The following is a 23,272-nucleotide window of genomic DNA, read 5'->3' as shown; positions in this document are numbered from 1 at the left end:
TACTTGAAATCGATGGGGACCTCTCGTCCCCCTCAAGCAGTAACCTCGAACGGCGGTAGGAAGGAGGCGACTCTTTTTTACCGCTGTTGCTATATAAGGCGGCCGATGCTCCTTGTGCCGAACAGCAAGATCCCTACATCCCTTTGCGAGGTGTTGAATGATGACCAGCCTGAATGTAACTTCTGCAGCCGTCAATTGCTTTAAGGAGGAATGGGGCGTCCGCGAGGGCGATCAGCTTCGCGTATTCGTCCGGTACAGCGGCGGCGGCGACGATGCTTATTCGCTCGGCGTCACCAAGACCGAGCCTCGTTATCCGGCGATCTCGGTTACTCCGGGCAATGCCGGGATCACTTTATTTATGGAGGAAACCGACATCTGGTATTTGGACAATCGCGATCTGACGATCGACTGCCAAGGGCAGGATATCGTGTTTTCCGTCCAGTCGCCGGGTCCGTGACCCGATCCGCGATTCATTCGCGGTTTTTTGGGCGCAAGCCGGTATAATCCGCAAAATACACCGCCTTTACAGGCGGTGTTTGCGAATTGTTTACGAATGCAATGAAGGCTTCACTTAATCGGGGCGGCAGCTCAGCTTGGTGGCCGCTTACGATTTAAGCTTGCGCTGCATGAATACCACTTCCTCGGCCAACCTGTCGATTCGCCTGAGCACATCCTCGTCGGCGATTTGTTTGTCCGGATTAAAGTGGTCGTCATGCAAGTAGACATAGCTTGGTGCGACAAACGCCCGGAAGTAACCGGCAATCGGCTTGAGCTGATTTTCCACGACGAGATAGTGCTGGTACGTGCCGCCTGTCGCGACAAACCCCATCACTTTATTGTATAGGGCGTTCACCGGCACCAGGTCGAACAAATTTTTCAGAACGCCGGTCAGGGAAGACTGGAAGATCGGCGTGCCGATCATATAAAAGTCCGCCTCGGCAACGATGTCGATGACTTTTCGCGTATCGCCCGTATAAGCGGCAGGATCTCTCCCGTCGCAAAATTGGACGTCGTACTGCTTCAGATCGAGCAGTTGCGTTTCAATATCCGGATTGTCGCGGCGTACCGCCTCCAACACTTGATGAACCGCAATCGCGGTTTTGGACCCTACTATCGTCCCTGAAATACCTAGCAGCTTCATCTTCACCATTCCTGTTCGAATCGTAGTTGGACATACGCAAGCGGATCGGTCCAAGGCGGCCTCTTCTCCGGTCTTAGCACTTCTTAGCCTGGCCCCGGTACGCGGCCGTCCGGAAACTCGCTCCGCAGCCGCAGGTCGCTTTGGCATTCGGATTGTCGATCGTAAAACCGCCGGTCATCCCGGCTTCTTTATATCCGATCTGGACGCCATCCACGAAAGGCTGGCTCGCGGAGTCGACAACCACTTTAAACGAAGACCACTCCATCACTTGATCGTCTTCCTGCATCTCGTCGTCGATCCGGATCTGGTACGATAATCCGCTGCAGCCTCCGTCGTTGACGCCGAACCGCAAAAATGCGCCGTTTACTTCCGAATTCTCAATCAGTTCCGCTATTTTGGCGGTAGCTTGATCGCTGATTTGAATCATCGTCGTTCCTCCTCCGTTATCCTGCTTTATTTGGTTAGGAGTGAAGCCTCAAAGTATAAGTTCTCAGCGAAGCCGGATATGCTCCGCCCGCAAGAAAAGCTCCTTCGAAGATCCCACTTCCATAAAATCATCTGAAGTGAACCCGTTTCTTATTTATATTTTTATATCATTATGTATAATAATTATGATCCGTTCCTCGCTTTTTGTCAATAAGAAGCGGAGGGAAATAAATACTTTGTATAGGGCTATGTTGACTTTATGTAAACTAATTCATACAATTTAGAAGACTGCTTGTTCACAGTCGCTTTCATAGCAGATTTCATAGAAAAGGTGAGAACGTTCATGTCCAACCATGAATATGCAATATTGTTGTATTATAAATTCGTGCCAATCCCGGAAGCGGAAGCTTTCGCCAAGGAGCATCTGGACTTCTGCCGAGCGCTCGGAATTAAAGGGCGCATCCTGATCGCCGACGAAGGCATTAACGGCACGTTGTCCGGCACGATCGCCCAGACCGAGCAATATATGCAGCATATGCGCCAAAACCCGCTGTTCCACGATATGGTATTCAAGATCGACCCGGCTGACCGGCACGCCTTCTCCAAAATTTTCGTCCGTTACAAAAAAGAACTGGTCACGTTCCGCTACGACCAGCCTCTCGACCCGAACGTTATCGGCGGCAAGCGTCTTTCGCCAAAGCAGTTTTACGAGAAGCTGCAGCAGGACGATGTGATCGTGCTGGATGGACGAAACGGCTACGAGTTCGATATCGGGCATTTCCGCAACGCGATCCGCCCCGACGTCGAATCGTTTCGGGAGTTTCCGGACTGGATTCGGGAGAATATGGGCGAGCTCAAGAAGAAGCCGGTACTGACCTATTGTACAGGCGGCATCCGCTGTGAGAAGCTGACCGGCTTTCTCCTTCAGGAAGGGTTCGAAGACGTATACCAGCTCGACGGCGGGATCGTCACGTACGGCAAAGATCCGGAGGTTCAAGGCCGGCTGTTCGACGGGAAATGTTACGTATTCGACGAGCGCATCTCGGTGCCGATCAACCAGACCGATGAAGATATCGTCGTAGGAACATGTCATCACTGCAAGAAGCCGGCCGACCGCTATATCAACTGCGCGAACGACAGCTGCCATCTGCAGCATATCGTCTGCGACGAATGCGAAGAACGATACGACGGCTACTGCTCCTCCGATTGCGAGGAACATTCGACGACGACGATCAACTACGGCTAATAAAACGGGTGGTGTCACATTGAAACAGGATAACGGTCTTTCGACCCGTGAGCTTATCATTCAGCTCCTGAAAACAAACGGCGAGCTTAGCGCCAGAGACTTAACCGAACATTTGGGAATTACCGGCATGGCGGTACGCCGGCATATCGATGCGCTCGAGCGCGACGGCTTGATCGAGCCGAGAACCGTGCGCCAGCCGATGGGCCGGCCGACCGCCGTGTACAGCCTCACCGCTCAGGCCGAGCATTATTTCCCGAAGAAATATCATGCCGTAGCGCTCGATCTGCTCGGCGAGCTCGCCAGCGAGGCCGGCGAAGGGATGGTCGAACGGTTATTCGAGCGCCGGAAAGAAACGTTGTTCCAGAAATACGCGAACGCTATGGAGAATAAAGCGTTGTCCGAGAAAGTCGCGGCGCTCGCTTCGATTCAGAACGAGAACGGTTATATGGCCGAATGGGAACAGCAGAACGAGGACGAGTACATTTTGAAGGAGCATAATTGTCCGATCTCGCAAATTGCGAACAAGTACAATCATGCTTGCAAATGCGAGCTAGGGTTGTTCGAATCGCTGCTTGGAGCCGATGTCGTCCGTACGGAATGTTTGGCCAAAGGCGGCAAAAAATGCGTCTACCATATCCGGAAGCGCAAGCAGCATGCGGATTAGGTTTAATCGCTCCGTTTGCCGTTAAGCGGCAAAAAGCAAGCCCCTGTCATGATCGACAAGGGGCTTGCTTGACGTTGGGCGAACGGGAGGAGCGGAAACGGATGGAACCGTCTCCTCTCCCTTCCGTCGCGCCCGCCGTACCGGCTCATTTCACCGGATTTTCTTTGCCCAGGAAGCGCCAGAACGCGCCGCCGAACAGATCGGATACGTCCCGGCGAATTTCTTTTTTCTTTACTTTCCAGCCGGTTTCGAGCAAATCGGCGTATTTGTCCGTGAGCACATTCGCGATAATCTCCCGGGAATGGTCCCACTTGTACAGCAGCTGATCGAGTACCCGGCAGTCGGAATGCTGCGGCGTTACGCTCGTCCCGAGCAGCTCGAAGCGCATGCGCGTCATCTCTTCGATCAGGCTCGGATTGTTCAGGAACCACCAGCAGCCGAACACGTGCAGGTTGCGGAACTTGCGGGCCGCTACGGCCAGCCCGTGCTGGTTCTCGCGGGCGAGCATCGTGCACAGGAATTTGTTGTCCGGGTGCAGCGAGCAGATCTGCTCCACGGTCCGTACATCGCTTAAGCCTACGCTGTCTCCCGCATCGCCCAGCGCCGGATTAACCCGCTTGTTGACCCCGATCATCATCGCGAACGGAATATCGAACTCCTTCGCTACCGGGAGAATACATTTGGCGATAATATCGCCGCGGGCCGACTGCTCCGGATAACGGAACGACGGAGGCAGGGAAACCGCCATGTACAGCGGGTTCATTTTACGGATCCACGTGCGCAGAAACTCGCGGATGCCTTCGACCGTTTTGTCTGTAACCGCCTGTTCGACGTCGTAGCCCCATTCCTTCAGCTTCTCCCACGTGCTCTCCTCCCACTGCATGAGCAGCGGGTCGATCCGGAGCGCCGTGTTAAACCGCGGGTCGACCTCCTGAATCATCTCCCAGGCGTTTCGCTCCGAATCGACGAACGGATCGTTCGTCATACAGACGTTCGCCACGTTCGACAGTTTAAAGATCAGGTCGATATATTCACTTGTCGATTTCGAGGCGAAGAAGGCCCGGTACGATTCCAGATCTCTGGACGCAACGTCGAGTCCGAGACGGTTCAGAACGGTCAGAACGCCGCGGCACGCCTCGCTGTAAGGCGAATGGTCCAGAAACAGCGTCTGCCAGACGAGATCGGCCTGCTCCCGCTTCGACATCGCCCAGAACGATTCGTACGGAAGATCCGGATGGAAGCGCAGCGTCTCCGCCACGAGATAATGATACGTGAGCAGCTCATCGATTCCCCACAGCAGCATATCGCCGAAATCTTCCGTAAACAGATGCGTGTGGATATCGGAAATCGGGGTGGTGCGAATTGTTTCCTTGACGAACGAGCGAAGCTCCTGTTTGGTTTGAATAGCCATGCTGCAGTTCCTTTCCCCGAAAAAACGGATGAGATGAACGAGTCATTGTTAACGTGTGCATGATGCGTACGCTTTCATTGTACACGGATTCGGCTTATTTGCCAAGCAGCTTTACATGTTTGCCGATATGCGTTATCAAAGCGTCCGTGTAGCTAGGCTCGTTGTCGTCCATCGTCCGGTAAAACTCGTCTTTGAACAGAGACTTGTCGCTCTCATCCTTAGCCTGCAGGAGTATGCCGTAGGTGATATGAAGCATCTGACGGGCGTCGTCGTCGTTCAAGTAATCCGGCAATTCGGAATCGGCTACGCTCTCCAGCGGCTTGATCACGTTCAAATCCGCCTTCACGTGATAATACGCGGTCGCCTCTTCGAAATGGTCGTATGCATAAGTATGCATGCGGCGGTACAGTCCCGGATTCGTCTTGGCGATCACCCTCATCGCTTCCAGCCAGTTCGTTCCGGCCGTCTTCAGATGGAACCGGCCTTTCGTATGGACGCCGATCATCGGGAACACCGTAAATTTGTCGCTGCCGGAATGAATGCTCAGCTTGTAGCCGAAATGGTCGGCAATGGCCGCGTGGATCTTCAGCTCTTCCTCGAACCGGGCGACGTCGCCGATGTAATCGATCCCTTTCTGGAACTCTCCGCAGAAGCGGGGCGCCATGCTGAACAGCTTCACACCGCGGCGGTACAACTCCTCTGCGATCAGGAAATGCGAACCCGGGTCGGTCGGCGTCAGCGTCTCGTCGATCGACACTTCGAAGTCGATGTCCCGGCCGGCCGTTTGAATGTATTTGGTGAACACATGCTCCATATAATCGATCGCTTTGGCATAGATAAGCACATTTTTGGCCAAGGTCAGCTCGTTAAAGACGAAACCTGTGCCCGCCGCCTCGAAATTGCGGTTCAAATAGCCGTCCTCGTAACGGGAGCGGACGTCAGCCGGAACTTTCGCGTAGCTCGCCAAAATGTCGGCATCGGATTGCCCTTCCACCGTATTGTCGATATGCTCCGAGCAGTCCAGCGTCAGCATCGTGAAGCCGAGCCCGAGCGCCAGCTCGATGTCGGCCTCCACCTTCAGATGGTCGCCGTCGGCGCCGAAGCCGTCCTTGTAGCCTTCCTGGAAAGCGGCATAACAGGCAGCGTCCAGCACTTCCTTGTAATCGCGGCCGGTCAGGTTCAGCTCGCGGATGCTCTGCTGCGCCAGAATCGGACGAATATCGTGGCCGCGCACCGTCTCGATATGTCCCGAAGAAGCGATGCCGAGCCGGTCGCCGAGCCCAATCGTCGAGATTTGCGTGCCGAAGGCGCGAGGAGCGGTGTAGGGGAAAAACCGGTTCAGTGTCAGCCGGTTGGCATGCGTGAGCGGGCACAGCTTCGCCGAATCCGCCCCCCCTGCTACCGCTTCGCCTTCCAGTGCGTCGGCCAATGCTCCGGCTCCTTGAGCGAGCAACAATTTGCGGCCGTCCCGCTTAATCATAACGAGCGATACGCCCTCATACTCGGCGAGCGACCGCTCGTACGTTTTTACTACGGATCCTGCAGCTTGCAACGTGTCAATAACGGAAAGTAACGCTTGCATGGGAGAACCTCCTTGTATGCGATCGCCGGCATACCGGCGTCTAGCCCCATCTTAGCGCAAATTCCGTCTTGTTTCTGTTCATTTTTTGCGGAATGGACCGATTATTCCACAATTTTTGCTTTTCCAACTCCCGGAACATGCTCCGGCTGCTCCAGAACGACAGTGCCGTCATCGAGCCGCAGCCACGTTTCGAAGCTCCGCTCGCCTTCGCGCAGTCGGATGAGCCGCGACCCGCGCGGAAACCCTTCGCGTCCGTAGGTATTATAGCCCGTCGCCCGGCCGTAGCTTAAGCGGACCCCGTGCAGTTCTCCCCAATAGTCGTTCACATGGTCATGTCCGCAAAACGTCCCCATCACGTCGCCCGCTTCGACGAACGCCGCGAACATCCCGCTGTTCAGCGGCGGGCAGCACACGTTCTCCTGCTTGTGGCCGTAACACGTCTGCGTCTCCCATACCTGATTGTACTCGGGGAGCGGGATATGGAAAAACGCGAGCGCCGGAAGCGGCTCTCCCTTATTCTGTTCCGTCAGACGGGCCGACTGCTGCAAAAACCAGGAAATCTGATCGCGCCGGAACCAGTTGTAGCCTTTGATATGGGAAAGCGGTGAATACTCCCCGGAGTCCAGCCCGTACAGCGCCGCTGCCGTCTGTCCGCTGTGCCCTTCCACTTCCAGTACGAAATTGCCGAAGCCCGACAAATTCGCCGGTCCCGAGTCCGAGACGGCAAACTCGTATGTCTCGACAGCCGGGGCCAACTGCTCCCGGGTAATATTCCCTTCTGTATCGTGATTGCCGAATACGAGCGCCCACGGAATCTTCGCGTTCTCGGCCGTAGCGACCGCATCCCGCAGCGCCTGGAACGGATCGTTGCAGCCTTTGCCGCCCGAATAAATCACATCGCCCGTAAATATGACGAGATCGGGCGCTTCCTCCCGGATGACGAGCTCCATCAAGCTTCTGGTGCGCTGATCGGCCTCACTGCCGTCGACCCAATGAATATCCGTAAATTGTGCAATCGTAAACGTTCCGTCTTCCCGAAATGTCAGCTTCCGCTTGTCCATGGCTCAATCTCTCCCCGATCTAACGTTTGTCTTCTGTTCCGTGATGTCGCGAGATAAAGCAGTGCGGGTCGTATCCGCGGGCTAAGGCTAAGACGCTGGTTCTCCGCCTCTTCAGGCGTTGTCTCCGTTCCATTGAAAGCCGATCGCATTCAGGAAAGCATGCGCGAGCACCGTATGTCCGGTCAAATTCGGATGCACGCGGTCCCAGGCGAGCGCGCCCGGATAGTAGTGGTTCAGCACCGCGTCGAACGCCTTCTGCGTGTCGACGAACACAGCTCCGGTCTCGGCCGCAAGCTTCGCGACCACCGCCCCGTACCGGTCCATCGCCGCACGCATTGCATCTTCCGGATTCGGCTCGATGTAGAACGGAGTCATCAGTATGAGCCCTTTCAAGGACGGCTGAACGGAAGCGATCAGATCGCGAAGCGTCTGCTCGTACTCCTCGATCCCAACGTGCTTCTCGCTGAAGTTCGGCATATCGAACTGCCGCCATACGTCGTTGATCCCGATCATAATCGACAGCCAGTCCGGCTTCAAGTCCAATACGTCCGTCAGCCAGCGCGCCTTCAGATCGCGAACCGTGTTGCCGCTCGACCCGACGTTGATCACCCGGATATGACGGCCCGCATATACGGCGCCGAGCAGCGCGTTGACGACCGATACGTAACCGTTTCCATATTCGGTGCCCCGGCCTTCCCCGACCGGTCTCGCGCGGCCGCAGTCCGTGATAGAGTCCCCGATCATGACCAGTCTGCTGTTTGGTTGAACAAGCATGTGTTTTCCCCCTCCGAATGATGAAGATAACCAATCTCGTCCATTATAAGGGAAGGCGGGCGGTTCGGAATAGTCTAATTTTGCTTGCCTGTGGTCGTACAAAGGAATAACACTTGCTATAAATCAAAATCCAAATGTGACAAGCGATATCTGATTGTAAAACAGCAGTTGACAAGGAAGCTGTTCTATTAACCTAACAACTCGTATTTTTCTCTGGCTCCCAGCGTTCTGATATTAAGCATATAGATGTCTATATATAAGGATCGAACAGGAGTCGCAACGATTAAGGAATGAGTGAACGCACTTTCCTCACAAGCTTATCCGCGAAAGAAGGCTCCCCCATCACACATCCCGCTTTACCGGTAATATTTCCGTTCCGGTCCATACTGAAACGTTCAAATTGAAGCCGCCATCCGCCCATCTCCCGTTTCACGATGTAAGGATATTTCCCTTTTCTTCCATCATCCAACTCGATTTCCACCCAAACCTCATTCCAATCCGGTTTTATCTCGGTGTTCGAAAGTATCGTGTATTGAAGTAGGGTTTCATGGCGCAGACCCTCCTGAAACTCTTTAATCCGTTGTTCCGCCATCATCCCGCAAAGATCGTCCGAAGCTTGAACGGCCGCACCGGCATCCCTCCGCATAACGGCACCGAAGAAAGCATCCGTCGCGTATGTCGGAGTCGCGTACCCTTTCGGCTGCAGTTGGACATACAAAATCCAACCCACTGCAACTATTAAAGCGGCACCCCATACAAATATCCGTTTTTTTCGAAACATGGTTATTATTCTCCGTGAATGATTAATATTTAGATCGATATTTAATCTACCGACTCCTTATTCTATCAAATAATTCCACATAATGGTTCATCAACAAATCATTTTTTATGGTTGACTTAACGCCGGCATGCAGCCAAACACTTCTCTCGAATCAATTCACCGTGCGTGGATCAAGCATCTTCTCTTTCGTCGAGCCAATCTCCCCCTCCCCCCGCCGTCTTGTGCTGATCCCGCACCACCCTATCGACATAGCCTAATTGACGAAGAAATCATTCAGTACTACTATAGAAGAATTGAACCAAGCAGAGGAGGAAAACCGTTGTCTGAGATACACGAACGTTCAAGACAACTTCCCGGCATAAGTCGCGACAAGCTGCAGGGGGATTGCGAGAAATGCTTCGGCTTATGCTGCGTGGCACTGCCCTTTGCAGCTTCCGCGGACTTTGCCGTAAATAAAGACGCCGGACGGCCATGCTCGAATTTGCAGGCTGATTTTCGCTGCGGCGTTCATACCGATTTAAGGAAGCTGGGGTTTAAAGGCTGCACGGTTTATGACTGCTTCGGTGCCGGGCAGATGGTATCCCAGGTTACTTATGGCGGAATCGACTGGCGGCAGGCCCCGGCCACCGCGAAGACGATGTTCGAGGTGTTTCCGATTATGAAGCAGCTGTACGAGCTGCTCTGGTATTTGACGGAATCGCTGACACTGCAACCTGCACAGTCGATTCACGGAGAGATTCGCGGCTTACTCGACGAGACGCTGCGGCTCACCCGCCTTCGTCCCGAATCGCTTCTGGAGCTGGAAGTGGCGGCTCACCGGGCGAAAGTAAACGAGCTTTTGCTGCGGACTAGCGAGCTCGTGCGGGAAGAAGCGCGCCCCAAGGAGACGCGCAAACCGGCGCAAGGACGTCAAAAAGCAATCCGCAGAGGAGTCGACCTCATCGGCGCTAACCTGAAGGGAGCCGATCTCCGCGCCGCCAATTTAAGAGGCGCTTATCTGATCGCGGCCAACCTGAAAGGCGCGGATCTAAGAGCCGCCGACCTGATCGGGGCCGATTTCCGGGACGCCGATCTTAGCGGAGCCAATCTCACCGGCAGCATATACCTCACCCAAGCCCAGCTCAACGCGGCCAAAGGAGATGCGCGCACCAAGCTGCCGCCGTCGCTTGTCCGGCCGGCTCATTGGACGGCTTGATTTTGTACAGATTACAATCTTAACTTCGGAATAAATTGCTTCGAACGGGTTATCCGTACGGGAGAGCGCGCGCATGGCGCATTAAGCACAGTCTCCGCTTGCGATAAGGGGAGCACGCATTACGCGCACTGGACACCTTCTGAGGAATATGCGGTGTTACAACATATGAAGTTGCCGCTTCTTTCTTGAGACTATTTGAGATATTGCCTTTTGTGGTGCCGCCCCTTCTACTCTTCTACTCCTAACGACCAATAAGAGATGTTTGTACCCCTTATGGAGCTGGCTTTTTTCTTTTTCAGAGAAATAGAAGCGGTTTGCGACCCTTATTTCGGCCGCTCTGCCGCCAAACCCGCCGTTTCTGGCAGATTAGTAGCTATAAACCGCTCTTATTTTCGTCCAAAACCCGGTTCCGCTCCAAATAAGAGGTGCAAATCGCTCCTAAGACTGCGATAGCAATATCCCCGCACGCCACACGCCACACGCTAGAAAGACTCTCGCGCGCAACGCGTTCGGAGACTACGCAAAAAAAGAAAGGAAACGGCCCTCTCGGACCGCCTCCTTTCTTTTTTGTATGTCCGATCCATCTATCGGATTACGCCAGGCCTCCGGATTCCCGGACGACGCTCAGCGCCTGATCGTGAACGTCTTCGTTCATCACGGCTGTGAGCAAATAGTTGCGGCCCATCGTGTCGTCCTCGCCGCCTGAGCTCATCCCGCTTGCACTGACGTCGGCCGCGGCAAGTATTCCCGCATTCCGGTCGAAGTCACCGCCCAGCGTCAAATATCCAAGTCCCGGTATGTCGCCGTTGATCGGATTTTCGACATGGTCCACTCCTTCGCCCGCAAATCGTCCGACCTCGTCGATCCGCATGTCATCGATGCGAAGCGACTTCAGCTTGGCCGCCGCTCCTTCGGCATCTTCCCGGCTCTTGAAATAAGCCAGCACGCTTTTCTCAGCCATTCGTCGTTACCTCCGCTCACGGCCTGCCGCAACCGCATAGGTTGCGGATTAGGCGTTCTCCTGGCGTTCGTCCGCCGCTTGAGCGCGCTCGGCCGCTTCCAGATCGGCAGCGTCGGCAAGCGATTCGGAGAATTCGACGTCCTCGTTTCGGGCTATTTCCAGTTGCTCGTTCTCGATTTCGTTCTCAGCATTGTTCGCCTTATGGTTGTTCATCGGTAATCCTCCTCGGTTGGTTGAATTAGGAACTAACTATAGAAGTTTGCCCGGATCGTACACCAACTATGCATCGCGGCTCAAATAAAAAAATGAAAAGCCATTCCACCAGCCTGTTAGCTGATCGAATGGCTTTAGATGCGGGAGCTAATCACCCCGAAACGCTTTTTTCATCCGTTCGAAAATCGACTCGTTATGCTCATGCGTATGCTCGCCGTGTTCTTTGGCAAAATCGCGGAGCAGGTCTTTCTGCTGCTCGTTCAAATTCGTCGGCGTTACGACGACGACCCTCACTTGCTGATCGCCTTGTCCGTAACCGCGAAGTCTGGGAACGCCTTTGCCTTTCAGGCGGAAATAGGTCCCCGTCTGCGTACCGGCCGGGATTTTCAGCTTGACCTTCTCGGTTAGTGTAGGAATCTCGATCTCGTCGCCGAGCGCCGCTTGAACGAACGTTAACGGCACTTCGCAGAAAATATCGTCGCCTTCCCGCTCGAAGAAGTCGTGAGACTTGACGCGGATCACGATATACAAGTCTCCCGCTGGACCGCCTCTCGTCCCGCCTTCTCCTTCGCCGGATACGCGCAGCTGCGCCCCATCGTCGACGCCCGCCGGGATTTTCACGTTGATTTTGCGTTGGCGCTTCACTTTCCCTGCGCCGTGACACGACGAGCATTTCTCTTTGATCGTCGTGCCCTGGCCGTTACAGGTCGAACATACCCGACGGTTGACGATCCGGCCGAATGCGGTGTTTTGCACCACTTCCTGCTGCCCGCTGCCGCGGCAGGTGCTGCAAGTTTCCGGTTTCGTCCCCGGCTTCGCTCCGGAGCCGTGGCACGTATCGCACGACTCGGTGCGCGGGATTTGAATATCCATTTCTTTGCCGAATACGGCTTCCTTAAATTCAATCTGCATCGTATATTGCAAATCGGAGCCGCGCTGAGGAGCGTTCGGATTACGCCGCTGTCCCCCGCCTCCGCCGAAAAACATATCGAAAATATCCCCGAAGCCGCCGAAATCTTGCCCGCCAAAGCCGCCGCCCGTTCCCTGGTTCGGGTCGGCGTGTCCGAAACGGTCGTAGTTCGCCCGTTTCTGGCCGTCGCTCAGCACCTCATAGGCGTCTTTCGCTTCCTTGAACTTCTCCTCCGCGTCGGCCGCTTTGTTGACGTCCGGATGATATTTGCGCGCCAACCCGCGGTACGCTTTCTTGATCTCGTCCTCGGACGCGTCCTTGCTAACCCCAAGCACTTCATAAAAATCGCGTTTGCTCACCGTTTCACCACCCCCAAAATACCCCAAAAAGTGAAGTTAATCTTCGTAGCTTATTCCGATTACTTTTCGGGGACCCCATACGAAATACCCCAAAAAGTGAAGTTGTTCTACAGCTTATTCCACTCGCAAAACGAAAGTCAAAGCCGAGGGTCCCCCGGCTTTGACTCCGACGATCGTTCGTCCTGCGTCTGCTTATTTTTTGTCGTCTACGACTTCAAAGTCTGCGTCCACGACATTGTCTTGCTTGGCTCCTTCGCCGCCGGCTGCACCGCCTTCTTGAGCGGCTTGTGCTTGAGCGGCCTGCTCATACAGCTTGACGGACAACTGCTGCACGACTTCGGTCAAAGCTTCGGTCGCTTTTTTGATTTGCTCGAGATCGCTGCCTTCGAGCGCTTTTTTGAGTTCTTCCTTAGCGGCATTCGCTTTCTCGACTTCCGCCGGATCGGCTTTGTCGCCCAGATCTTTGATCGTTTTGTCGACGGAGTAGACCAATTGGTCCGCTTCGTTGCGGGCTTCGACCATTTCTTTGCGCTTGCGGTCTTCCTCGGCGTGAGCCTCCGCATCTTTCATCATTTTATCGATCTCATCGTCGCTCAAGCCGCTGGACGAAGTAATCGTAATTTTTTGGCTTTTGCCCGTTCCTTTATCGAGAGCCGATACGTTTACGATCCCGTTGGCATCGATATCAAACGTAACCTCGATTTGCGGAATGCCGCGTGGCGCCGGAGGAATATCGCCGAGCATAAACCGGCCCAGCGTCTTATTGTCCGAAGCCATCGCGCGCTCGCCTTGCAGCACGTGAATTTCAACGCTGGTCTGGTTGTCCGCATACGTCGAATATACTTGCGATTTGCTTGTAGGAATCGTCGTGTTGCGGTCGATCATTTTCGTAAATACGCCGCCAGCCGTCTCGATCCCGAGCGACAACGGAGTTACGTCGAGCAATACGACATCCTTGACATCGCCTGTCAGTACGCCCGCCTGGATTGCAGCGCCGAGAGCAACGACTTCGTCCGGGTTCACGCCTTTATGGGGCTCTTTGCCGATCAGCTTCTTGATCGCTTCTTGTACGGCCGGAATCCGCGTAGATCCGCCGACCAGGACTACCCGGTGAATCTCGCTTGGCGACAAACCGGAATCGCTAAGCGCCTGACGAGTAGGTCCAAGCGTACGCTCGACGAGCGGAGCGGAAATTTCTTCGAATTTGGCGCGGCTAAGATTAACTTCCAAGTGCTGCGGAACGCCGTCCACGACCGTAATAAACGGAAGGGAAATCGTCGTGGTCAGAACGGAAGACAGCTCTTTTTTGGCTTTCTCGGCTGCATCCTTCAAACGTTGAACCGCCGCTTTATCTTTGCTCAGGTCGATACCGTGCTCTTTTTTGAACTCGGCTGCCAAATAGTCGATAATCACTTGGTCGAAGTCGTCGCCGCCGAGACGGTTGTCGCCGCTGGTCGCTTTCACTTCGAAGATTCCGTCGCCGAGCTCGAGGATGGACACGTCGAACGTTCCGCCCCCAAGGTCGTATACCAGAATCGTCTGGTTCGTTTCCTGCTTGTCGAGACCGTAAGCAAGCGCCGCGGCCGTAGGCTCGTTGACGATCCGGAGCACTTCCAGACCGGCAATCTTACCGGCATCCTTCGTAGCTTGACGCTGGGAGTCGTTGAAATACGCCGGAACGGTAATGACCGCTTGTGTTACCGACGTACCCAAGTAAGCCTCGGCGTCCGCTTTCAGCTTTTGCAGAATCATTGCGGAAATTTCTTGCGGCGAATAGTCAGTGGTGTCGATTTTTTCTTTATGATTCGTACCCATGTGACGCTTGATCGAAATAATGGTGCGATCCGGGTTCGTAATCGCCTGGCGTTTGGCCGTCTCGCCGACGACGCGCTCGCCGTCCTTCTTGAAACCTACGACCGAAGGGGTTGTACGATTGCCTTCAACGTTAGGGATAACGACGGCTTCTCCGCCCTCCATAACAGCCACGCAAGAGTTCGTTGTACCAAGGTCAATACCAATCACTTTGCTCATCTGATGTTCCTCCTTAATTGTCTCCTATAGATTAGACGCCGACTATCGCAAGCGAGAAAATTAACCGCTAACTTTAACCATCGACGGGCGAATGACTTTATCTTTTAACATATACCCGGTTTGGAGCTCTTCGACAACCGTGCCTTCTTCGTGCTCCTCCGATTCTACCTGCATTACGGCTTGATGGAACTCCGGATTAAACGGCCGGCCGACCGCTTCGATCCGCTGCAGCCCTTCCTGGACCAGCACCTGGTCCAACTGGCGATATATCATATCAACGCCCTTTAACAGAGCTTCATGATCGGTGTTATCCTTCGAGGCAGTGATGGCGCGTTCGAAATTATCGATAACCGGAATCAACTGCTCGATCAGCTTAACGGAAGCGTATTTGGCGAAGTCTTCCTTCTCCTGACGGGAACGCCGCCGGAAATTGTCGAAATCGGCCTGGGTTCTCAAATACCGCTGATAATGCTCATCCGCCAGCTTCCGCTGTTCCTCCAGTTGGCGCTCCGCTTCCGACAGCTCCTTGACGCCGTCCTCCGCTCCGGCCTCTGCCGACGCGCTGGCAGTACCGGTCTCTTCTTGCCCGGTTTCGGCCGCCGTTTCCGTTACTAGTTCCTCCTGATCGAGCGTAGCCTGCTTCTCTTGTTCCGTCACTGCAACTTCCTCCTGTCAATCCCGACGTCATTCATCGGATCTCATTTTAATTACGGTATGTATGCGCAGCACCGCAGCCGCAACTTCTCCGGCTGCCCGCAGCGCATGCATCTTGACGGGCGCGGGATCGACGACCCCCGCCGCCAGGCAGTCCGTGACCGATCCGGTATCGCAATCGATGCCGTGGCAGTCGGACTGCTCCGCAAGCTGTGCGGCTTTGACCGCCTCTACTTTCTCCAGCGGATTAAATCCGGCGTTCAGAGCAATTTGCGCCAGCGGCTTGCGCAGCGCGTGAGCGGCCGCTTCCAGGCCGAACGCTTCCAGCCCGGTAGCCGTCTCGCGATATCGCTCCAGCTCGTGGGCGACCGCCAGCTCAACGGAACCGCCGCCGGGCAAGTAACCTCCGCGAATGGCGGCCTGAACGGCCGCCGCCGCATCTTTGGCGATGCGCGCCCGCTCGCCGACGACTTCGCGGGTACTGGCCCCGACGAGCACCGTGGCGGTCGGCTTCCCGGCTCCGCCTGACACCCGGACTCTGCGGATGCGCCCGTCGTAGGACAACGCGGCGCAGCGCCCGATATACGAGAACAGTTCGTCCTCCGGCTTGCCGAGCGCCGACCGTCTGGCCGGCTTCGCCCCGGTAAACTCGCAGAGCCGCTCCAGCTCCCGTTTCGGTGTCCGTTGCAGCAGCATGATCCCGTGATCGGAGCAAAATTGCTCCGCTTCCGGATCGGCGCTCCGATCCGTCGCAACGAGCCGGATATTCAAGGCAAGCAGCTTGCGCAAATGTTCGGCGAACCGTTCCTTCAGCTTCATAAACGTCTGGAATCCGGATTCCGTTACGAGCGCTTCTTCCTCCAGCTTATCGGGCTCCAGTGCATCGTACAGGACGAGAACCGAGCAGCCGGCACATTCGGTCTCGAAATGGTGAGCCTGATACGGCTTCTGCTCCAGCAGCAGCCCCGGCCACACTTCGTTGTGCCGGCGTTCGTGGGAACTGACGAGATCGGCGAACCGGAACCCGTCCTCCGACAATCGGCCCCCGCCCAGCTTCCTGGCTGCCTCGACGACAAGCTCGGCGATATCGCTTTGCTCCCGCCCGGCCACGTAAGCGATCTGGCACAGGATCGGATCGTCGGGACCGTTCACCGCCCGCGAACGAGCATGCATCCGCTCTGCGGCGAATCGGACCCCTTCCTGAATCCCCTGCACCACTTTGGCGACAGGCACTCCCCGGGTTACTTGGGCGACGCCCTCGGAGACAAGCGCGCCGGCCAGCACCGTGGCCGTCGTCGTCCCGTCTCCGATCTGCTCCTGCTGTGAGCGGGCTACCTGCACCAGCATACGGGCCGCCGGGTGGGTAACGTCCATCTTCTCCAGGATGGTCGCACCGTCATTGGTGACGAGAACGTCCCCGGAAGGTCCGACGAGCATCGTATCCAGCCCCTTCGGACCGAGCGTGCCTTCCACGGCGGAGCAGATCGCTCGTATGGCAGCGGCGTTATTGAGCAGCGCCGCGTGACGCTCTTCTCCTTCATGGTTCGGCTGTTTCATCGTTCCTGATCCTCTCCGGAGGCCGGAGTGCCGCCCGATCCGCAGATCATCTATACCAGCGGGCCAGCACGACGGCCATATCTTTCGACAAATGGTCCAGCAGGCTGATCACCTTGCCATATTCCATACGGGTCGGTCCCAGCAGTCCGATCGTTCCGAGCAGTTGCCCGTCTATCGAATAGGATGCCGTAATCAAACTGCAGTTATTAATCGCTTCAAGGCTGTTCTCCGCGCCGATCTTCACCTGTATGCCGGGCGAGGCGCCCGAAAACATCCGGACCAGCGTATGGGATTCGTCGAACAGATCTAGGATGCCCTTCACCTTGTCTACGTCTTTAAACTCCGGCTGGGTGAGCATATTGGTCGATCCGCTGACGAAGATCCGGTCGTCTTCGTCGCTTTGCAGCACGCTTTCGATTATCCGGATCAGCTCTTCATACTTGGACACGTAACGTCCCATCTCCGTGCTGATCTCATTGTACAGCCGGGTTTTGAAATGAAACAGCGGCACCCCGGACAATCGCGAATTGAGCATATTGACGATGCGTTCGATTTCGTGAACCGGCATCCCTTCGGGGATCGTGATAATCTTGTTCTCCACATGCCCGGTATTGGTTACGATAATCGCAACGGCCGACGACTCGTTCAGCGGTACGATCTGCAGATGCTTCAGCGTCGTAGTCAGCAGTTCGGGTCCCAGCACGATGGACGTATAGTTGGTCATTCCCGATAAGACGACCGCGACGTGCTGGATCATCTGTTCCATTTCCTGCAATTTTTCTGCGAAAAACAGCTTCATCATATCCAGATCCGCAGCCGGCAAATGCCCGCGCTTGATCAGATGATCGACGTAATACCGATATCCCTTCTGGGAAGGGATGCGGCCTGCCGACGTATGAGGCTGCTCCAAATAGCCGAGCTCCTCCAGATCCGACATATCGTTGCGGATCGTCGCCGGGCTAAATCCGACATCGCCCCGCTTGGAGATGGTACGTGACCCGACAGGCTCGGCCGAACGGATGTAATCATCAACGATGGCGCTTAAAATCAGTTTCTGGCGTTCCGATAACATGACGCGGGACCTCCCTTTCCAAGCAAAGCGTCTGTCGTTAGCACTCAATCGAAAGGAGTGCTAAACCTATAACTAAGTTACCAAAAAGAAAAGCACCTTGTCAAGTCAGTCAAGGCGCTTCAGCACTGCTATTTCGTCGCAATTATTTTGCTTTTTGCAATTGACGCAGTCGGTCCAAACTTTCTCCGGAAAAATCTCTTTCGGCACGACGGTAAACCCGATTTTCTCGAAAAAAGCGACCTCGTAAGTCAAAGCCATAATCTTCGGAATCCGCTGCTCCCGGGCTTCGTCCGTCAAAAATGTGACGAGTTTGCGGCCGATGCCCTGGCCTTTGTAGCCGTCCGTTACGCCGAGCGAACGAATCTCGACCAAGTCTTGTCCAAGTCGGAACAAGGAGCCGCAGCCTACGAACTGCCCTTCGTACTCGGCGATGACGAACGTGTCGATCTGACGAGCGAGCGCTTCTTTGGAGCGGGGGAGCATAATCCCTTTTTCCGCGTAAGATTGAATAATGTCGTATAGCGACCCGACATCGTCCGTCGTCGCTCTTCTGCATGATACGGTCATGACGCTTCCCACCTGTAGCTGAACGTTAATATGAATAAATATACATTCAGGTATGGATTTATGCAATATAAATTTTGTCCAGCGGTGCAGATTTTTTACCCCGGTCCTATTCGTCTTCCAGAAACGACCCGAATACGTCGTTACCGAACAAAATTCCCCGCTCCGATAACCGGTAGCCGTCATCTTCCGCCACGAGCAATCCGCGTTCCACAAGCGAACCGATCTTCTCCCCGAACCGGTCCTCCATCCGGATGCCGAACATCCGGTGAAATTCGGAATTGCACACGCCGGACAGCAACCTCAGGCCGACCATCATAAAGTCTTCCATCGCCTCCTGCCGGCTGACCGCGTGCTGCTCCTTTAAAGGCAAACCGTTCTTGCAGGCGTCGATATATGCCTGAACGCCCTTGATGTTGACGTGTCTCTGCCTCTGCGCGTATCCGTGAGCACCCGCGCCCAGTCCGTAGTAGGCGAGATTGCGCCAATACGTCCGGTTATGCCGGCTTTCCCGTCCCGGCTTGGCAAAATTGCTGATCTCGTATTGGCCGTAGCCCGCTTGCTTCATCCGTTTCATGACCGTTTCATACATCTCAAGCTCGTCGTCCTCGTCCGGCAGCGGCAGCTTGTTGGCATGGTACAGCTTGTGAAACAGCGTATTTTCTTCAATCTTCAAGCTGTAGGCGGAGTAATGCTCCAGATTAAGCTTCAGCGCCTCGTCCAGCGTCGCGTTCATCTTCGCCGTCGTCTGGTTCGGAAGGCCGAGCATCAGATCGATCGACAAATTGTCAAACCCGGCGGCGCGCGCATTTTCGATGCTCCGGTACACGTCGTCCGTAGTATGAATCCGTCCGATCGCCGACAACAAAGCGTTGTCGAACGACTGTACGCCGAAGCTGATCCGGTTCACGCCGCCTTCGCGCATCGCCGCCAGCTTGTCCGGATCGGTCGTTCCGGGATTCGCTTCCATCGTAATCTCGCAATCCGCCGTCCGGTCGGCGAAATAAGTGTTAACCGTATGAAGGAAAAATCTCATCTGCTCCGGAGTCAGCACCGTCGGCGTCCCGCCGCCCACGAAAATCGACTCGATCCGCTCGGCGGGCAGATGCTTCACCGTAAGCTCCATCTCCCGCTCCAGTGCGTGCAAATAGTTCATCACCGGCTGCCCCTGTACGACATACGAGTTGAAGTCGCAATAGTGGCACTTGTTCGTGCAGAACGGGATATGGATATATACCGCCCGGGGCGGCGCCTGGTCATAGTCGTTCCGCTCGCTCCCCTGGTCATCCCGCGCCAAATCTATGAACTGTCCGGTTGCTGGTACATGGGCAGTATCCGATGTCTGCTTCTGTGTCATGCTGTCACACTCCTTTCCTTCCTACTCCACCCCGAATCGACGAATAACGGAAATTGCACGGAAAGCCCAGAAAAACGGAAAAGAGATATGGAAGACAAGGGAAGCAAAGAGATGCTGGTATACAAAAAGGGGGAAAAGATGTACGGCGTAAAGTTTACGGCCCGCATTTGAACCCATGTCCCCACCTTCTATCCATTAAAGGGGACCTGGGTTCAACGAGCGGGTGGAGCGTACATTTTTCCACCTTGTCACAACCACTTCATCTCTTAATTCCTTACAAGCCTTCATCTCTTTTCCGTTTTTCGCTTCGGTTATTCGCTTTACGCTATTCGTCGATTTTCAGCACCGCCATAAACGCTTCCTGAGGAACCTCGACGTTACCGACCTGCTTCATCCGCTTTTTGCCTTCCTTCTGCTTCTCAAGCAGCTTCCGCTTCCGCGAGATGTCGCCGCCGTAACATTTGGCCAGAACGTTTTTGCGCATCGCCTTGATCGTCTCGCGGGCGACCACCTTCTGCCCGACTGCCGCTTGGATCGGTACCTCGAACATTTGACGCGGAATAATGTCCTTGAGCTTCTCACAAATGATCCGTCCGCGGTTGTAGGCGCGATCCCGGTGAACGATGAACGACAGCGCGTCCACCTGCTCGCCGTTAAGCAGGATGTCCATTTTGACCAGATTCGACTGGCGGTAGCCCGACACCTCGTAATCGAACGAAGCGTAACCTTTGGTGCTGGACTTCAACTGATCGAAGAAGTCATACACGATCTCCGACAGCGGCATATCGTAAATGAGCGTAACCCGGGTCGTATCCAAGTATTCCATATTGATGAATTCGCCGCGTTTGCCTTGGCAAAGCTCCATGATCGCCCCGACGTAATCTTTCGGTACGATAATCGAAGATTTCACGTACGGTTCCTCGACGAAGTCGATCCGCCCCGTCTCCGGGTAGTTCGACGGATTGTCGATCAGCAGCACGTCCCCGCTCGTCAGCGTAACACGGAAAATAACGCTCGGCGCCGTCGTAATCAGCGGAATGTTGAACTCCCGCTCGATCCGCTCCTGAATAATCTCCATGTGCAGCAGTCCGAGAAAGCCGCAGCGGAAACCGAAGCCCAGCGCCGTCGACGTCTCCGGCTCGTACCGCAAGGAAGCGTCGTTCAGCTCCAGCTTCTCGAGCGCTTCGCGCAAATCGTTGTAATCGGCCGTATCGATCGGATACAGACCACAGTAAACCATCGGATTGATTTTCCGGTAGCCGGGCAGCACCTCGGCAGCGGGATTTCTCGAATCGGTAATCGTATCGCCGACTCGGGTATCCTTCACGTTTTTAATCCCGGCCACAACGAATCCGACATCGCCTACCGTCAGTTCGTCCACCGCGGTCATACGCGGCTTAAACGCCCCGACCTCGATCACGTCGAACTCGGCTCCGGTCGCCATAAAGCGGATCGGAGTCCCTTTGCGGATCGTACCGTCGATAACCCGCACGTACACGATAACGCCCTTGTACGCATCATAATACGAGTCAAAGATAAGCGCCTTTAGCGGCTTATTCGGGTCCCCGTTAGGGGCAGGCACCTTTTGTACAATCTGCTCCAAGATCTCCTTAATCCCGATGCCTGCTTTGGCGGAGGCGAGAACCGCTTCGCTTGCGTCGAGCCCGATGACGTCCTCGATTTCCTGTTTGACCCGTTCCGGTTCCGCACTCGGCAAATCGATCTTGTTAATAACCGGCAATATCTCCAGGTTATTGTCGAGCGCCAAATATACGTTCGCCAGCGTCTGTGCCTCGATCCCTTGCGCCGCATCGACGACGAGAAGCGCGCCTTCGCAGGCGGCAAGGCTGCGGGATACTTCATAAGTAAAGTCGACGTGTCCCGGCGTGTCGATCAGGTTCAATATATAATCGAGGCCGTCGTCCGCCCGGTAGGCGAGACGAACCGTCTGCAGCTTAATGGTGATCCCGCGCTCCCGCTCCAGATCCATATTGTCCAGCACCTGATCCTGCATTTCACGTGTGGTCAGAGCTCCCGTATATTCCAAAATCCGATCCGCCAGCGTAGATTTGCCGTGATCGATATGAGCAATGATACTAAAGTTTCGAATCATGCTTTGTCTGTCCGTACTTTGCGGCATGTTGACCCTCCCGGTTTTCGCGCATTACACTCCATTATAACAAAATTCCGGGGCTGGCAGCAATCGGGGGTAAACGGCCTATATTTCTTTACGAAAAAAATACGAAACTACGATCAGTTCCCCGGGCTGCCGTAACCGGCAAAACCGCCGGGATTCGCGATTCCGGCGGTGATAGTAGGCGTTAGTTTCAACGAACACCGGTTGGCGCTAATCGCTTCCATTATATCCGGTCCCGCCCGGGCGAACAACAGACACCTGTCGGCCCAAAGACGCCAAAAAGGGCTCCCGCCGGTCCTGAAGGACACGGGAAACCCTTCCCCGGGTGAACAACCGTTTAACGCCGGAATCCGCCCCATCGCTCCTGCCACGCAGGCCCGATGTCAGAGCGACTTCCAGTCCTCTTCCGTCAGCTGTTCTTCCAGCGCATATTCGAAATCCTCGACATCGTATGTTTGAACGGGGACTTCCCCATCGATCACTTTGTCCAGAAATTCCAGATGATCGGTCACGATCGGCGCTTTCTCGTGGAGCGCGGTCAAAATCAGCTCCGTCTCGACCGGATCAAACGTCTCGCCATAGTGGGCGTTGTCGATCGCGTACACGACCGTAAAGGTGACTTCGTCGTTCACAAGCAGCGGCGGACTTTTTTTCCACGGCATCTGCAGCGCCCGCTCAATCTTTTTGCGGTTGAACGACTCTTCAAAAAAAGCGATCAGTTCTCCGATTTTTTGCTTTACGTGCTCATCTTCGTCCGCTTCCGGCATGACAGGCTCGTCGCTGTCACGCATTTCATACAGCTCCTGAATGGTGGAGAACGGGATCAAATACTCCACAGGACGGCCCGGCACCAGCAGTTGCCCGTATACGGCAACCATGACGGCTTCGATTACAAAGCGCCGGTTCATCATGGCAATTCCTCCTTAAGAACTTTGCGAAGCAAAGTTCAACTTCGTAAGCATCCGCCGAACTTTGCGTAGCAAAGTTCAACTTCGTAAGCATCCGCCAAGTTTTACGTAGTAAAACTCAACCTCGTAACCAGCTTGCTGACCCCTATATCATACCACTTGCTTCGCGGACAAACCAGCGGCTGTTTGACCGTTTCAAACGCCCGTTTGAAACGAATCCCGGATATGTGCTTTTATGTATATTCCCCGTTATCCGGTTCCTTATTTC

22 protein-coding genes are annotated in these 23,272 nt (G+C 54.9%); 4 read left to right on the top strand and 18 right to left on the bottom strand.

The genetic code is table 11. From position 1 onward, the window contains the following. Nucleotides 1–157 precede the first annotated feature (157 nt). The gene (locus IDH45_RS18115) at nt 158–457 is read left to right on the top strand and encodes a HesB/YadR/YfhF family protein (protein WP_223836769.1); all 300 of its coding nucleotides are present in this window, start codon (nt 158–160) and stop codon (nt 455–457) included. A 147-nt stretch (nt 458–604) separates the two neighbouring features. Here the strand turns inward: IDH45_RS18115 and IDH45_RS18110 are convergent, their stop codons facing one another. Next, a complete protein-coding gene (locus IDH45_RS18110) occupies nt 605–1,141 on the bottom strand; it encodes an NADPH-dependent FMN reductase (RefSeq protein ID WP_190929537.1) in 537 nt (178 codons plus the stop codon). 73 nt (nt 1,142–1,214) lie between these two features. Beyond that, nucleotides 1,215–1,568 (bottom strand): HesB/IscA family protein, encoded by a 354-nt coding sequence (locus tag IDH45_RS18105; RefSeq protein WP_190929536.1) that lies wholly within the window; start codon nt 1,566–1,568, stop codon nt 1,215–1,217. Between the two features lie 342 nt (nt 1,569–1,910). On the opposite strand from IDH45_RS18105, the gene trhO reads away from it, so the two are divergent. Together trhO and IDH45_RS18095 are read left to right on the top strand one after the other, a co-directional pair. Further along, entirely contained in the window at nt 1,911–2,813 is a 903-nt protein-coding gene (gene trhO, locus IDH45_RS18100; RefSeq protein ID WP_190929535.1) for an oxygen-dependent tRNA uridine(34) hydroxylase TrhO, read from the top strand. 19 nt (nt 2,814–2,832) lie between these two features. Then, a complete protein-coding gene (locus IDH45_RS18095; protein ID WP_190929534.1) occupies nt 2,833–3,477 on the top strand; it encodes a helix-turn-helix transcriptional regulator in 645 nt (214 codons plus the stop codon). 145 nt (nt 3,478–3,622) lie between these two features. Here the strand turns inward: IDH45_RS18095 and IDH45_RS18090 are convergent, their stop codons facing one another. From IDH45_RS18090 to IDH45_RS18070, 5 genes are all read right to left on the bottom strand, one after another. Beyond that, on the bottom strand, nt 3,623–4,888 hold the full coding sequence (locus IDH45_RS18090; RefSeq protein WP_190929533.1) for a glucuronate isomerase: 1,266 nt from the start codon (nt 4,886–4,888) through the stop codon (nt 3,623–3,625). 94 nt (nt 4,889–4,982) lie between these two features. After that, the gene (locus IDH45_RS18085) at nt 4,983–6,470 is read right to left on the bottom strand and encodes a tagaturonate epimerase family protein (RefSeq protein WP_190929532.1); all 1,488 of its coding nucleotides are present in this window, start codon (nt 6,468–6,470) and stop codon (nt 4,983–4,985) included. 101 nt (nt 6,471–6,571) lie between these two features. Further along, on the bottom strand, nt 6,572–7,531 hold the full coding sequence (locus tag IDH45_RS18080; RefSeq protein WP_190929531.1) for a metallophosphoesterase family protein: 960 nt from the start codon (nt 7,529–7,531) through the stop codon (nt 6,572–6,574). Nucleotides 7,532–7,642: 111 nt separating this feature from the next. After that, nucleotides 7,643–8,305, bottom strand: a complete 663-nt coding sequence (locus IDH45_RS18075) for an SGNH/GDSL hydrolase family protein (RefSeq protein ID WP_190929530.1) — start codon at nt 8,303–8,305, stop codon at nt 7,643–7,645. Between the two features lie 283 nt (nt 8,306–8,588). Further along, nucleotides 8,589–8,900, bottom strand: coding sequence for a hypothetical protein (locus tag IDH45_RS18070; RefSeq protein ID WP_190929529.1), 312 nt, complete (start codon nt 8,898–8,900; stop codon nt 8,589–8,591). A gap of 505 nt (nt 8,901–9,405) precedes the next feature. On the opposite strand from IDH45_RS18070, the gene IDH45_RS18065 reads away from it, so the two are divergent. Further along, nucleotides 9,406–10,281, top strand: a complete 876-nt coding sequence (locus IDH45_RS18065) for a pentapeptide repeat-containing protein (protein ID WP_223836768.1) — start codon at nt 9,406–9,408, stop codon at nt 10,279–10,281. Nucleotides 10,282–10,873: 592 nt separating this feature from the next. Here the strand turns inward: IDH45_RS18065 and IDH45_RS18060 are convergent. The 11 genes from IDH45_RS18060 to IDH45_RS18010 all read right to left on the bottom strand — a co-directional run bounded on the left by IDH45_RS18060 (nt 10,874) and on the right by IDH45_RS18010 (nt 23,004). Beyond that, nucleotides 10,874–11,242, bottom strand: a complete 369-nt coding sequence (locus tag IDH45_RS18060; protein ID WP_190929527.1) for a hypothetical protein — start codon at nt 11,240–11,242, stop codon at nt 10,874–10,876. 48 nt (nt 11,243–11,290) lie between these two features. Beyond that, the gene (locus tag IDH45_RS18055; protein WP_190929526.1) at nt 11,291–11,455 is read right to left on the bottom strand and encodes a YfhD family protein; all 165 of its coding nucleotides are present in this window, start codon (nt 11,453–11,455) and stop codon (nt 11,291–11,293) included. 147 nt (nt 11,456–11,602) lie between these two features. Continuing rightward, complete coding sequence (dnaJ, locus tag IDH45_RS18050) at nt 11,603–12,724, bottom strand: molecular chaperone DnaJ (RefSeq protein ID WP_190929525.1); 1,122 nt, start codon at nt 12,722–12,724, stop codon at nt 11,603–11,605. A 192-nt stretch (nt 12,725–12,916) separates the two neighbouring features. Beyond that, nucleotides 12,917–14,755 carry a molecular chaperone DnaK gene (gene dnaK / locus IDH45_RS18045; RefSeq protein WP_190929524.1) on the bottom strand — a complete coding sequence of 613 codons (1,839 nt, stop codon included), beginning with the start codon at nt 14,753–14,755 and terminating at the stop codon, nt 12,917–12,919. Nucleotides 14,756–14,815: 60 nt separating this feature from the next. Further along, nucleotides 14,816–15,412 carry a nucleotide exchange factor GrpE gene (gene grpE, locus IDH45_RS18040; RefSeq protein ID WP_190929523.1) on the bottom strand — a complete coding sequence of 199 codons (597 nt, stop codon included), beginning with the start codon at nt 15,410–15,412 and terminating at the stop codon, nt 14,816–14,818. Nucleotides 15,413–15,439: 27 nt separating this feature from the next. Continuing rightward, nucleotides 15,440–16,966, bottom strand: a complete 1,527-nt coding sequence (locus IDH45_RS18035; RefSeq protein ID WP_190929522.1) for a TCP-1/cpn60 chaperonin family protein — start codon at nt 16,964–16,966, stop codon at nt 15,440–15,442. 46 nt (nt 16,967–17,012) lie between these two features. Then, on the bottom strand, nt 17,013–18,038 hold the full coding sequence (gene hrcA, locus IDH45_RS18030) for a heat-inducible transcriptional repressor HrcA (protein WP_190929521.1): 1,026 nt from the start codon (nt 18,036–18,038) through the stop codon (nt 17,013–17,015). Nucleotides 18,039–18,143: 105 nt separating this feature from the next. Continuing rightward, entirely contained in the window at nt 18,144–18,605 is a 462-nt protein-coding gene (locus IDH45_RS18025) for an N-acetyltransferase (RefSeq protein WP_190929520.1), read from the bottom strand. Between the two features lie 106 nt (nt 18,606–18,711). After that, entirely contained in the window at nt 18,712–19,959 is a 1,248-nt protein-coding gene (hemW, locus tag IDH45_RS18020) for a radical SAM family heme chaperone HemW (RefSeq protein ID WP_190929519.1), read from the bottom strand. Between the two features lie 325 nt (nt 19,960–20,284). Then, a complete protein-coding gene (lepA, locus tag IDH45_RS18015) occupies nt 20,285–22,099 on the bottom strand; it encodes a translation elongation factor 4 (RefSeq protein ID WP_190929518.1) in 1,815 nt (604 codons plus the stop codon). A 380-nt stretch (nt 22,100–22,479) separates the two neighbouring features. Further along, a complete protein-coding gene (locus tag IDH45_RS18010) occupies nt 22,480–23,004 on the bottom strand; it encodes an ADP-heptose synthase (RefSeq protein ID WP_190929605.1) in 525 nt (174 codons plus the stop codon). Nucleotides 23,005–23,272: the final 268 nt, after the last annotated feature.

This window comes from Paenibacillus oceani (assembly GCF_014705615.1).
In the GTDB taxonomy this organism is placed as follows: Bacteria; Bacillota; Bacilli; order Paenibacillales; family NBRC-103111; genus Paenibacillus_AB; species Paenibacillus_AB oceani.
This window is presented reverse-complemented; position numbering and strand designations above follow the sequence as displayed.